Source organism: Clostridium sp. AM33-3, assembly GCF_003480315.1.
GTDB lineage: Bacteria > Bacillota > Clostridia > Lachnospirales > Lachnospiraceae > Brotaphodocola.
The window spans coordinates 38204-50691 of record NZ_QUIV01000016.1; the positions used below are offsets into that span (position 1 = coordinate 38204).

The window sequence follows — 12488 nt, forward strand, 5'->3', positions numbered from 1 at the left end:
TGCTATTATTGGCTTTCAGAGTGATATATAGACTACCCAAAGAGAAAGGAGTGAAAGAATTTGGAGATTCAGATAAGGGAAGGAAACAGCAGACAGAAGCAAAAACTTAAGGTATGCGCCTACTGCCGTGTCTCAACGGATGCGGATGAACAGGAAAATTCATTGGAAAACCAGATCAGGCATTATAAAGAAGTCATTACCAGTAATCCTGATTACGAGTATGCCGGAGTTTACAGTGACTTTGCCATATCAGGATTCAAGGAAAAACGTCCCGGTCTGCAGAAGATGTTAGCAGATGCCCGTAAGGGAAAAATAGACCTTATATTAACAAAATCCGTATCACGGTTCGCAAGAAACACCTCAATCGTTCTGGAAGCTACACGAAAGCTGAAAGAACTGAATGTTGGTGTTTTTTTTGAACTCCAGAATATCAATACCCTGTCAGGGGAAGGCGAGCTTATGCTTACGATCCTTGCTGCATTTGCACAGGCAGAAAGCGAGAGCGGAAGCGTTGGTGCAAAGATGGTGTACCAGAGAAAGTACGAGGCAGGGATCCCCGTGCAGTACCTTGAGCGGTCTTTCGGATTTAAGAAGGATGAGCGGGGAGTCTATATTGCAGATGAAGAGGAAGCGGTATGGGTAAGAAAAATCTATGATATGGCAGCACAGGGATATACCCTTGCAGCTATTAAGCGCTACCTGAATGAAAATAATGTAAAAACGGTGGGTGGTGCAAAATGGCTTGATAGCACGGTGCTTCGTATTTTGGAAAATGAAATCTACAAAGGCGATTACATCATGCATAAGTATTTTGTAAATGAAGAAAGAAAACTGGTCAGAAACAGGGGAGAAGTAGATGCCTGGTACATCGAGGATGACCATGAAGCCATTGTTTCCCCCGAACTCTGGCAGAAAGCACAGGATGCATTGGAAGCAAAGCGGGATTATCTTGCGGAAGGCTCAGTGATCGAAGAATTCACGGAAGAAAATTATCCATACATGAACAAGATCTATTGTGCCAGATGCGGACACCCGCTTTACAAAAGAATCTACAGTAACGGCAACAGGCTGAACTGGGGATGCAGCGGTACAAAGCGGTATGGGAGGTCCTTCTGCGAGGGGATAAACATTCCGGATGGAGTCCTGCGAGGGGCATGGCATTTCGATGAAAATATGTATATAGGGGAAAAACAGACAGATAAGGGGAAAAAGGAATTTACCTATCTGAAAGAAGCCTCATGGAAAAGAAGGCATAAGAAGAAAAAGCCGGAGCCAATTCCTGAAAATACGGAAACAGAGTATCCGTACAGGGAGAAGATCTTCTGCGGATTATGCGGAAGCAGACTCGTGAGGCATGTAAACACCAAAAACCATAAGGTCATATGGGTATGCAATGGGAGAAAGCGGAAGGGGAAAGACTTCTGTGATGGGACAAGGGTTCCGGATACCATCATAAAGGGATGGGGAGAGATCAAAAAAGATATTTATATTCAGAGAAAGGATGATAAGAATGGCAAGAAGCGTTACAGTTATACCAGCAAGAAGCCAAAAGGTGCGGACAGGGCATAAGGCGGTACAGGAAAAGAAGATAAGGGTGGCAGCCTACTGCCGTGTGTCAACGGACCAGGAAGATCAACTCCACAGCTTTGAGGCACAGGTCGAGTATTATACAAAATATATCAACGAGCATGAGAATTATGAAATGGCCGGCATCTATGCAGATGAAGGCATTTCAGGTACAAACACAAAGAAAAGGGAACAGTTCAAAAAGATGATCGCAGACTGCGAGGGCGGTAAGATAGGCCTTGTCATAACAAAATCCATCAGCCGTTTTGCAAGGAACACGCAGGACTGCTTGGCATATTCCAGAAAATTAAAGAACTTAGGGATCGGCATCATATTTGAGAAGGAAAACATCAACACATTGGATTCCACGGGTGAGCTTCTGTTCACCATCTTAAGCTCCCTTGCACAGGATGAATCAAGAAACATTTCAGAGAACTGTAAATGGGGCATCCGCACGAAATTCAAGAACGGTGAGATGCATCTCAATACATTCAAATTCTTGGGGTATGACAAGGATGAGAATGGAAAGCTCATCATCAACAGGGAACAGGCAAAAACGGTAAGACGCATCTACAGGGATTTCCTCTGGGGGCTGAATCCTGCACAGATTGCGAAAGAACTGGAAGAGGAACAGGTATCGGGATGCCTCGGACAGACCAAGTGGTATGCAAGCACGGTGGTCGGAATCCTGAAACAGGAAAAGCACATGGGCGATGCGCTACTGCAGAAAACCTATACGGCTGATTTCCTCACCAAGCGTCAGGTAAAGAATAACGGGGAAGTGGCACAGGTTTATGTAAAGGACAGCCATAAGGGAATCATTGATAAGGAAACATGGAATGCGGTTCAGGAAGAATTTGACCGTAGGGAGAAATTTATGCAGAAACATGGGACGGACCGTTACAGTTACGGTTCGGAATGCAATCCATTCTGTGAGAAGATTTTCTGCGGGGAATGCGGAAGCCTTTTTACAAGACATTCTTGGAAATCGAGGGGAATCATACAATGGCAGTGTAAGAACCACCGTAAGGATGGAAAGGTGGCATGCACCAACGCTTATGTAGACAATGCCAATCTGGAAAAGGGATTTGTAAAGGCATTCAACCGACTGGTCAATGAACGGGAAAAGAACATGGAAAGATGGAATGCAATGAAAGCAGAAGGGACTCCGCTTGAGAAGATAAGGGCGGTGCAGATGATGGAAGCAACGGAAAGCGGACAGCTCCAGAAGTATGTTCCTGAAGCCGCACAGCTTGTCTTGGAAGAGATAACAATATTCGGGGTAAAGAAATATGAATTTGCATTTCTGGAAGGCAGCAGGGTAAAGGTTTCCGTATGATCATTCGGAAACCTCGTCATCATTCAGACCGAATAAGTCAAGCTGGCTGCTCTGGGGCATATCATCATCATTTTCTTCTTCTGACTCTGGCTCATCCGTTTTCTTCTGTGGCAGCTTATGTGTGTAGAGCTTATCCCACGGAAGCGGATTACGGCATTTCTTGTTATAGCCGATAAGGAGTGCCTCTGCAAATCCAAGAGAGCCGGAACGTCTGTCTTTGGCAGTACGGGACAGTTCCTTAATGGATATTCTTCCAAGTTTTTCCTTAAACACATCATCCTTGACGGCATTCCCGTAGGCATTCAGGAAGCGTGCCAGTCCGTTCATCATATTTGCACTGAAGGACTGGGCAGCTCCTTCCCATGTTGCAACGATCAGGCGGATTACATGATCGAGCATGTGGTAGCCGTATTTGTCATGGATGGTTTCAAGCGTGGCAACGGCACAGATACCGCCCGGAACAGAAGACGGGGTGATGGAAAGGTCGTAGGATTCCACCAGATCACGGATGATAAGCTGCTTATCATTACCGGCCTCAATGTTTGCCATGAATATTTCATAGGGCAGCAGGGGCTTTACATATTTCATCTGGTTTGCAAAAATATCGGCTTCATGCTCATATACGAGGTCATCATAAACCATACACCATACGGGAGTTTCCCTTGAGCCGGAGACGAGTGCCACGATTTCAATGGTATGCTGTCCGTTGAATACATAGTTGATACCGTTACGGCGGCTGACCTTTACAGGATTTATCTGGTACAGGTCAAAGTTCGCAGCAGCACGCTGGACATGATGCTGTGAGAGGTTACGCTGGTATTCCTGATTGGATACAAGATTTTTAATGGGAATCTGCTCAAAGTGTACTTTGGGAACATACTGCATGAGGTCTGTCTGTTCCGTTATTATAGGGTCATCTGTCATCTGAGTCCTCCTCCAACTGCCTAAGCAGTCTGTTTATTTTTCTTGTAAGGTTCACAAGCTGCGTTTTTACTTCCTGCCGGGCTGATGCAGAGGTAGAAGGAAAATCCGTAAGCTCCATTGTCCTTGATATGGTCTTTGACCATGACGGGATGGTAAATTTAAGGCTTGTCAGTTCTGCATCCGGGTCGGTAACAGGCATCTGTTTGATTCCGGCTTCGGCATTTTCCCTTTCCCGTCGGCGTCTGCGGTAATCAGGCTTCCCTGTCGGCAGTCTCTGCCATCTCAGTTCATGCCGTAACTGGGAGTAGCCGATACGGTCGATAGAACTGCTTTCGAGCAGTCTTTTGAGTCCATTGATATCTTCGATGGGTAGCCTCGACAGTTCGATGACATTTTCATGAGACACACGGAGATTCCCGTTTAATATCCTGTTGGTTATTTCAGGTCCTTTGGCACGGATCTCATCAAGTGCCCTTGCATACACATCATATTTTGTGACGGTGGAAAAACCGAAGTTGTATTCCTTTCCGATAATAGTGGCAATCTCGGTTTTCTGTACATATTTCTGTGATATCTGTCCGTCAGCATTGGGCTGCTTTTCAGGATGCTCCTTTAAAAAAGCAGCACTGGCAGCATTCATATCCGCCCGGAAGAGTCTGCCGATAAGGTACTTTTTATATTCACTTGTAAGGTCGGTGCGTTTGAGCTGCTCCGCACACAGATAGGCCTCTGCTTCATCACGGCTCTGGAAGATAAGCCTTTGGATATTGAAGCGGATATCCCATTTCTTACAGATGGAATAGCGGAGATGCCCGTCTATGAGGGTGTTTCCCCAGACACATACGGCATCACGGCAGCCGTGGTCAAAGATATCTTCTTCAAGTTCCTCCATATATTTTTCATCTCTTGGCTGGATAAGTTCTAAAAAGCCATTGTCGGTTTCAAATTCTGGTGTCTGACTGTCACTCATACTATTTCCTCCGTTCTGGCGGAGTCATCCACGAGGACGCATTCCTGCATGGAGAAACTTGCCAGTCCTTCCTTCTGATTTATTGCACCATAGATGCGGTATGACCTGTTGTTGGAAAGCTCCGAGTTGGTCTGCCTTAATGTCTGGAGCAGTTCACGGCTGTATAACTCATAACTGTTTCTGATGTCGGAATAACATGCCCTGACATGGTGTGCAAGATAATCCTGACAGACACTTTTTCTTACGGCAATCATATGGGTGCATGGATTTACCAGAAGTTGGATGTATTCCGGGTCGCCGAGCATATGAAGGGTAAGTTTATGTATTCGGATACGGTTTTTCTTTAAGTCAATGCATAGGATTGGCTGGGAAGAGGGCTGATTGTTCATAGTGTGTTTCCTCCTTTGGCGGTTCTGCTGTGTTTTCATTTTCTTCTGACGGCTGCGTATTCTCAGAAATTCCAAAGACTGCATAGCCGTCAAACATGTTGACCTGTAAATTGCTCTGGTGTTCTTCAACAGGGACACCGAACTGGTTCTGCCATTCCGCAGGATATGTCGGGGTGCGGGATATTTTTGTTTTGCCATCCGCTTTTTCTGCACGGACGTATATTTCAGGAGTGGTAAGGTCGAAGACAAATAAAAGCTCATTATCAGACCTTATCAGCTTGCCGAGCAGTTTATAACGGTAGCTTGGATTCCATTCCATGAGGCTTATGACCTTGGCAAAGAAGATACGGCATGTAATCTGTCTTGGGGAACGCTTCTTGGTTGCAGAGCACCAGCGGAAAGAGTCCTTCTCATCTTCCTGACAGGGGCGGACAGCGAGTTTCTTTTCATCCGGATTTACAAGGATCTGCACAAAATCTGTCTGGGGCAGTTTTTTGATACATGCAGTATTCACGGATACTTTGTTTGCATTAAAGGTAAAGGACGGTTCATAAGTGTGGGCGAAGAATTCTCCACGCACTACTTGATATCCTTCGTAACTGAAGGCATCGTCCTCGATGATCTGCAGATCCCTCGAAGAGGACTGCGTTATGGTTTCATTGTTTGGCTGTTCATTCATTACGGTTCTCCTTCATGTCAGACATAAGCTGTTCTATGTTTTTTTCTACTTCGTCAGGACTGGTTACCTGTATGTCTGAATCTTTGTATGCAACGGCTTCACTGGAAAGCGTGTTCTGGTCATTAAATCCGGCAAGCTCCTGTGCCTGTGCGTGGCAGTAGTAGTTGCTCCCGAAAGTGTCCGCCCAGTCAGGCGGATAAGCACGGACATTCTTTTTCAGGTTGTCAGTGAATGGCTTTACGTCCGGCTGTTCATCGGATATCTGTTGTTCATCGATCACATCACTTGGGATGAAGATTTCGGTCTCTTCCAGATTGAAAAGAAGGACAGCATCTGTTCCATTTCCACGTCTGATTCCCGTTATACGGTAACGGCAGTCCGAGTTCCAACCGAGAAGGGAATAGATGGTCGGCATAAAGGCAGTACCGCTGATTGCCCTTGGGATAGAAAGTTCTCCACGTTTCTTTGCCCACTGCATGGCATTTCTGTGAGCTTGCAAGGCAGTCCTTACCGCAAAGAGACGCTTGTTTGGGTGTATCAGAAGCTCCACCAGTGTACTGCTTAATTTTCTTACTGCTGCGGTTGAGAATTTGATATCATTCAGACTGAATGTCACGGTAATACGGTCAGTGCCGTCAAAGAACTGTGAACGTGCAATTTCATATCCGCGCAGGTCAAAATCCCCGGACTGCACCTCAACGGGGGATGAGGACGGAGGAAGCTGATCCATTTGGTCATATACACTTAAGGAAGCACTGATATAATCATTTTCCTTAAAGCCGGCCCAGCGTGGATTGATGGATACAAATCCTTTTAATATTCCCTCAGATAAGACCTTCAGTTCCGGCAGTATCCCTTTGTTTCCATACTTGGCGTTGCTGATGAGCCGTTGGACAGCAATGAAATCATCGCGGGAGACGATTGCTTCATGATGATTGCGTTTTCTGTACTGCGGACGGTTCTGCATGTTCTTTTTTGATTTGTGGTTCAGATAATTCGGAGTATAGGTCTTTCGTGCAAGTACATCACCACAGTGCCTCTCGTTCTGCAGTATCTGAAGGATTGAACCGGAAGACCAGACGGTATTTCCTTTCTTTGTTTCACAGCCAAGTTCCGTCAGGGTATCAGCAATTTCTTGACAGGTGCAACCGTTTAAGTACATCATGAATATCAGACGCACGATTTTTGCTTCCCCTTCATTGATCACCAAATTCCCGTCCTCGTCATGGTCATAGCCGAGAAGGGTTGGTGTGAGGAAAATTCCCCTTCGGAAACGCATCTCAATGGAAGCATTCATGATCTCGCTTTTGGTATGGCTTTCTTCCTGTGCAAGGGTAGCCATGAAAGAGAGTACCATTTCGCTTTTCGGGTCAAAGGTATTCAGTCTTTCCGTCTCAAAAAAGACACCGACAGGATGCGGAAGGGCTAGAAGTTCACGGACATATCCTATGCAGTCCACGACATTTCTGGCAAAACGGGATACGCTCTTGGTAACAATGAGGTCGATTTCCCCTTTCTTGCAGTCCTCGATCATCAATTTAAACTGGTCACGATGCTGTAAGGAAGTGCCGGAGATGCCTTCATCCGCATAGATCTGTACGAGCTTCCAGTTCGGACTTTTGCTGATGACATCGTGGTAATGGTTTTTCTGCAACTCATAAGAAGATGTCTGTCTTGGATCATCCGTGGATACCCTTGCATAAACAGCTACCCTCTGTTCATTTTCAACTGCAAATATATCTTCCTGCGGAAGTGCCGGAATTACGTCAAGTTCATCAATGCTGACGCCTTTATACCGCTCCCTGATCTTATTTTTCTGGTCCGCAATGGAACCAGCTTTCTGTTCGTTATCTCTCATGTCTTACCACCTTTTTCTTATGATGTGGTTTATTATAAAATTTTCATACAAAAATAAAATAGACCATACGGACAGGCATATCCGCATAGTCTATTTCAAAGCAAAATTTTATGTGTGAAAATAGTGTGCCGCAGCATCTAGGCTTCATCATCCGAGATATGCCATCCGTTTTTATGCATGCTGTCGATGCTTGCTTTTTCCATTTCGTAAATGAAGCGTTTCTCATTTTCCGTACACTCAGCCATCAGCAGATCAAGGTCGGTCTGATAGGCTGTCGGATTGTGGAGCTGGACTCCGGCGAGCAGTTCATCGACCGTTATTCCAAGGGCGTTTACAATTCGGATGACGGATTCAAGGCTTGCCTTGCGTTTGGCATTCTCAATATGGCTTATGTAGGATATGGAGAGTTCCGTCTCCTCTGCAAGACGTGCCTGTGAAAAATTGTTCTGTTCCCTGACTTCCTTAATGCGGTATCCAATCTGCCTGTGGTTTACAGACGAAAGTGATTCATTCATAATATTACCTCCTGTTTCTTTTTCTTACGCAAATAAATTATCCATCAGCGGGTAATAAAAAGTTATGTAATTTAATCAAGCGTAGTGGAGTATTTCCGGACAGCCTGATGTCAATGCGTGTAGACATTTGTCGAACGATTTTTATTGATGGGAAGTGTAAAAGATGCTATGCTGATGGTGGAACTGGACAACATGGAAGTGAAAGAAACAGGGAAAAACAAGGTATTATAAGAAAAACATATTGAACTGCGGTGTGCTGCTGTTCATATTTTTTTATTCATATAGTAAAGTATAGTGGAGTAAATTGCTAAAGAGATATGGTTCTAATATTTATTCTGGTTTGCGGTTAAAATAAATGTATCGCAGAGCAGAAGAGAGGTGTAATTTACTTGCGTACAGAGGACTATATCCCGAAAAGGGTAAAAGAATTATGCAGCAAGCATAAGGTTTCCAAGTACCGACTCGCACAGCTCACTGATATGTCACAGACAGCTTTGGGGAATATAATCAAGCAAGAGAGCATTCCAACGATACCGACTTTGGAAAGAATCTGTGATGCATTCGGAATTTCACTAGCACAGTTTTTTGCCGGGGACGGCATGAGACCAGATCTGACAGATGAGCAGGAAGAGATATTGGAAACATGGGATAACCTAAATGCTGATGAGCGGAGAATTTTAATGAACTTCGTGAGATCATTGAAGAAATAAGGGGAAGCAGTTCAATTGTATCTGATTGATTGTTTCCCCTTTTTCTATGCACTTTCCACGGCAGAAGAAAGCAGTGAGGATACATAATGAGTGTAAAAGATGAGGAGTTCAAAACAAAAATCTATGATCTGATGAGCGGAAGCTACAATCTTGAGGAGTACCCAGTTGCGGAAAGTAGTGTGGTAAAAGATGAGTTTGCAGAAGGGGAATACTGCGAAAAGTTATATTCACAGATGCTGGAAGCGTATGAGAGGGTATGCAGAAGACTTGGATTGCCGGACACGGAAGATAAGGATGTGGAGATCATCATATCAAATCTCATGAGTATAGGCAGATATCAGAGCATGAAGATGTTCGATTACGGGGTGCTTTTTAAAGAAAGAGAAAATGAACTGTAACCTGATTATCAAAAATGGTGTGGCTGAGATTGGATAGCTGCACCATTTTTGGTATAATAAAAAGTAATTTGAAGTAGTTGAAGTGATATAAGCACCAAAGTAATTTGGATATTGAAATATAAAAGAAAAACAGCTTAATCCCAAATACATATAAAAATGCAGGAGAACATTATGATAACTTTTGATTTTTTTAACGATAGTTCAACAGAACTTGTAGAAAAATTCTGTGAGTACTTTAAGTTAGACAAGGAAACGGTTGAGGATTATTTTAGTAGGGTTAATCCTGATACATTAACACCAGAAACATTGGTGAGAAAGTTCGACTTAAAATTAAATGAATACGATAGCAGTCAATTGCAAATAGTGTGCCGTCATATGACAACATCTACAGAAGATGAAATCTATTCCTTTGTGGATAAGGGTATTCTTGATTTAAGAACCATGCTCCAAGAGAATACCCCCTTATCTCAATTTTTATTGGAACACAAAATTAAAGTGGATGTTGATGGACGTAAAATAGAAATTAAAGGGAAAAATTATCCGATATTGAGTAACCAAGAAGTCTGTCCAGAATGTTACAATGGCAGAGAACGTATTTGCACAGGATATTCAAGATGTGAAAGCTTTAAAAAACTCACTTATCTTGCCACTAAATTATATTATTATGGTGCAACTGTGGAGTGCTTCATTCATGCAACACTAGATGAAATGAAAAGGTATTCGACTATTGATAGATGCCCGGAAATATTGAATACATTGGATGATGTGTGTTCAGCAGTAAATGGACAGTTTTCTACTACATACAATTTATGCTATGGTTGGATGGCCAAAAAGAGAAAATGTTATGTATTAGAGTATGCTAGTCGTTGGTCAGAAATGGAAACTTTTGCTCCAATAAATTATAGAGATGCTTATCGAGATTATGAAGGACTTTTATATTCTTGTGGCTTTGATTTCACTGATTATATGGAAGAAACCATACCGAAAAAAGTATATGATAATATCACTTTTTTGAGAAGATTTATATCCATCTATTTTTATAATGCAGAAGAATATGGGTCATTGCTTGCTGGAAATTCAGTACCGCCTGAAACACTAAAAGTGTTTGAAGTGAGGGAAAATGATTTGGCAGAGATCGCTCTGTCTAAGTAGCTTTATATGTGAAGTACAACAATGTGCATAAAAACAATTCTGAGAAATTATACAAATCTGAAAATTATGTGATTTTCAAGCTATCCCCGGGAGCATATCCTATAGGGGATAGTCCCCCTAAGCCGTGAGGGCTAGGTATCCCTTTTTAATAAGAAGTTACGCTCTCTATAAATGACAGGGGAAAATCCCAGACGGGCCTGCATCTGTCGCTGGTGAGCATGGCGGCATACGGTCTTCTGCGAAAGGCGGGAGCCGGATATGGAAAAGCTGCTGTTGCGGGCAGCCTGATCCTGATGAGCTACAGTGTTCTGACCGGGGCGTCTCCCTCTGTGATCCGCGCTTTCATTATGACCTTGTGCGGATTTCTGGCAGCTTATCTGGGACGTACCTATGATCTTCTGTCGGCCATGGGGCTGGCGGCTCTGATGCTTTTGTGGAATAGTCCGTATCTGATCGACCAGGCCGGCGTGCAGCTTTCGTTTGCGGCCATCGGAGGAATCGGACTGGCAAAAGAAATGGAGGAATCAGCTGTGAGCTCATCCATGGCTGAACCTTCGCCGGAAACAGAGTGTGGCGAAATCCATCCGTGGGGACAGACGCTGCGCCTCTCACTTTGTATGCAGCTGGTTTCCCTCCCCATCATCCTGTGGCATTTCTTTTCCTATCCGCTTTATGGAATTGCTTTAAATCTTCTGGTAGTCCCGCTGACGGGAGTGATTGTGGGAACCGGTGCCGGAGGTATTTTGGGCAGTCTGTTTTCGATTCATGCGGGTACATGGATAACCGGAGGCGGCCGTGCCGTGCTTGCCTGGTACGAATTCTGCTGCAGGTGCTTTATGAAGCTTCCGGGCAGCAGCCTGTTGTGCGGGAGGCCAAAGCTGTGGCAGATCCTGGTGTATTATATGGTGCTGGGAGTTATCATAACATTTGTTGTCAGTGGATACAGAAAGTCCGCACTGGCATACCGGGTGCCGGGGTGGTCAGAACCGGCGGTAAAATCTGGTTTGGGGATTCTCAGGAGCCTGTATGGGAAATCGGAGACAGTCATGGTTTTCCTTCTGCTTGCGGCCTTGACTTTTTTGCGTCCACCGGCAGTCCGCGGTCTCGAAGTGACCATTCTGGACACCGGACAGGGGGATGGTATCTGCATCCGGACCAAGAGCGAGGTGATTCTGGTGGATGGCGGCAGTACCGATCAGAAAGAACTGGGCCGATATCGTCTGGAACCGTTTTTAAAAAGCATGGGCATCCGTCAGGTTGACCTGGCTATTGTCACGCATGGGGACTGGGATCATATCAGTGGGATAAGCTGGCTGATGGAGCAGAAAGCAGCGGAGAAGGCGAGAGGAGCTTCCGATGCTGTTTTGATCAGAAAGCTGGCCATGCCGGAAATCGGAAAGGGAGAGGATGTGTATGGGCGTCTTGAACAGTTGTGCGTCCAGCAGGGGGGAGAGGTGTTGTGGATCGCGCGGGGCTATGAAGAAAGCAGGGATGCCGGGCTTCATCTTACATGCCTGTACCCGGAGTCTGCTTCCGGGCGAGGCCAATCGGCATCCGGTACGGACCGCAATGAGCATTCTCTGGTATTCTGTCTGGATTACGGAGTGTTTCATATGCTCTTAACAGGTGATATGAGTGCAGACGGAGAGAAAAAGCTGATTGCGCTGGAGTCGGAGGATGCGCAGAATGCAGGCCAGATCTGGGACAGATGGAGGGCAGCCATGCCGGAAGCAAATGAAATCCGGATATTAAAAGTCGCGCATCATGGCTCAGGATATTCCAGCAGCGAAGCTTTCCTTGGCTGGATGCATCCGGATTATGCCGTGATCTCCTGCGGAGAAAAAAACCGCTACGGCCATCCGCATCCGGATGCGCTGAAGCGTCTTTCGGACTGTGGAAGTGAGATCCTGCAGACAAAAGAAAGCGGCGCTATCATCTGGAAAACAGACGGGCACCATATAACCTGGAAAAGCTGGAAAAGATAGGAG

At 44.9% G+C, this 12488-nt stretch carries 12 protein-coding genes; 6 read left to right on the forward strand and 6 right to left on the reverse strand.

All coding sequences use genetic code 11. The features are described 5' to 3' along the window. The first annotated feature begins 60 nt into the window (after positions 1–60). Both DW819_RS10445 and DW819_RS10450 read left to right on the forward strand, forming a co-directional pair. Positions 61–1569 (forward strand): recombinase family protein, encoded by a 1509-nt coding sequence (locus tag DW819_RS10445; protein WP_118733229.1) that lies wholly within the window; start codon positions 61–63, stop codon positions 1567–1569. Continuing rightward, complete coding sequence (locus DW819_RS10450) at positions 1511–2905, forward strand: recombinase family protein (RefSeq protein ID WP_118733230.1); 1395 nt, start codon at positions 1511–1513, stop codon at positions 2903–2905. The genes DW819_RS10445 and DW819_RS10450 overlap by 59 nt, the downstream gene beginning before the upstream one ends. On the opposite strand, the gene DW819_RS10455 is transcribed toward DW819_RS10450, so the two are convergent. The 6 genes from DW819_RS10455 to DW819_RS10480 all read right to left on the reverse strand — a co-directional run bounded on the left by DW819_RS10455 (position 2906) and on the right by DW819_RS10480 (position 8240). Further along, the gene (locus DW819_RS10455) at positions 2906–3829 is read right to left on the reverse strand and encodes a DUF6551 family protein (RefSeq protein WP_118733231.1); all 924 of its coding nucleotides are present in this window, start codon (positions 3827–3829) and stop codon (positions 2906–2908) included. Further along, positions 3819–4799 (reverse strand): hypothetical protein, encoded by a 981-nt coding sequence (locus DW819_RS10460; RefSeq protein WP_118733232.1) that lies wholly within the window; start codon positions 4797–4799, stop codon positions 3819–3821. Before DW819_RS10460 ends, DW819_RS10455 begins: the two co-directional genes overlap by 11 nt. Then, positions 4796–5188: a hypothetical protein gene (locus DW819_RS10465; RefSeq protein ID WP_243025796.1), complete on the reverse strand. Its 393-nt coding sequence runs from the start codon at positions 5186–5188 to the stop codon at positions 4796–4798. The genes DW819_RS10460 and DW819_RS10465 overlap by 4 nt, the downstream gene beginning before the upstream one ends. Beyond that, positions 5148–5867 (reverse strand): integrase, encoded by a 720-nt coding sequence (locus DW819_RS10470; RefSeq protein ID WP_118733233.1) that lies wholly within the window; start codon positions 5865–5867, stop codon positions 5148–5150. Before DW819_RS10470 ends, DW819_RS10465 begins: the two co-directional genes overlap by 41 nt. Further along, a complete protein-coding gene (locus tag DW819_RS10475; protein ID WP_118733234.1) occupies positions 5860–7725 on the reverse strand; it encodes a recombinase family protein in 1866 nt (621 codons plus the stop codon). Before DW819_RS10475 ends, DW819_RS10470 begins: the two co-directional genes overlap by 8 nt. 137 nt (positions 7726–7862) lie before the next feature. Beyond that, the gene (locus DW819_RS10480; protein ID WP_118733235.1) at positions 7863–8240 is read right to left on the reverse strand and encodes a helix-turn-helix transcriptional regulator; all 378 of its coding nucleotides are present in this window, start codon (positions 8238–8240) and stop codon (positions 7863–7865) included. A 389-nt stretch (positions 8241–8629) separates the two neighbouring features. On the opposite strand from DW819_RS10480, the gene DW819_RS10485 reads away from it, so the two are divergent. From DW819_RS10485 to DW819_RS10500, 4 genes are all read left to right on the forward strand, one after another. Then, a complete protein-coding gene (locus DW819_RS10485; RefSeq protein WP_118733236.1) occupies positions 8630–8950 on the forward strand; it encodes a helix-turn-helix transcriptional regulator in 321 nt (106 codons plus the stop codon). Between the two features lie 86 nt (positions 8951–9036). Continuing rightward, complete coding sequence (locus DW819_RS10490; protein ID WP_118733237.1) at positions 9037–9348, forward strand: hypothetical protein; 312 nt, start codon at positions 9037–9039, stop codon at positions 9346–9348. A 171-nt stretch (positions 9349–9519) separates the two neighbouring features. After that, positions 9520–10500, forward strand: coding sequence for a hypothetical protein (locus DW819_RS10495; protein ID WP_118733238.1), 981 nt, complete (start codon positions 9520–9522; stop codon positions 10498–10500). Between the two features lie 203 nt (positions 10501–10703). Beyond that, positions 10704–12485 carry a ComEC/Rec2 family competence protein gene (locus DW819_RS10500; RefSeq protein ID WP_279220951.1) on the forward strand — a complete coding sequence of 594 codons (1782 nt, stop codon included), beginning with the start codon at positions 10704–10706 and terminating at the stop codon, positions 12483–12485. Positions 12486–12488 lie beyond the last annotated feature (3 nt).

Bases quoted from the DNA above. Each gene is read 5' to 3' on its own strand.
- DW819_RS10450 (WP_118733230.1), top strand. From the start codon at position 1,511: ATGGCAAGAAGCGTTACAGTTATACCAGCAAGAAGCCAAAAGGTGCGG.
- DW819_RS10455 (WP_118733231.1), bottom strand. From the start codon at position 3,829: ATGACAGATGACCCTATAATAACGGAACAGACAGACCTCATGCAGTAT.
- DW819_RS10460 (WP_118733232.1), bottom strand. From the start codon at position 4,799: ATGAGTGACAGTCAGACACCAGAATTTGAAACCGACAATGGCTTTTTA.
- DW819_RS10465 (WP_243025796.1), bottom strand. From the start codon at position 5,188: ATGAACAATCAGCCCTCTTCCCAGCCAATCCTATGCATTGACTTAAAG.
- DW819_RS10470 (WP_118733233.1), bottom strand. From the start codon at position 5,867: ATGAATGAACAGCCAAACAATGAAACCATAACGCAGTCCTCTTCGAGG.
- DW819_RS10475 (WP_118733234.1), bottom strand. From the start codon at position 7,725: ATGAGAGATAACGAACAGAAAGCTGGTTCCATTGCGGACCAGAAAAAT.
- DW819_RS10480 (WP_118733235.1), bottom strand. From the start codon at position 8,240: ATGAATGAATCACTTTCGTCTGTAAACCACAGGCAGATTGGATACCGC.
- DW819_RS10490 (WP_118733237.1), top strand. From the start codon at position 9,037: ATGAGTGTAAAAGATGAGGAGTTCAAAACAAAAATCTATGATCTGATG.
- DW819_RS10495 (WP_118733238.1), top strand. From the start codon at position 9,520: ATGATAACTTTTGATTTTTTTAACGATAGTTCAACAGAACTTGTAGAA.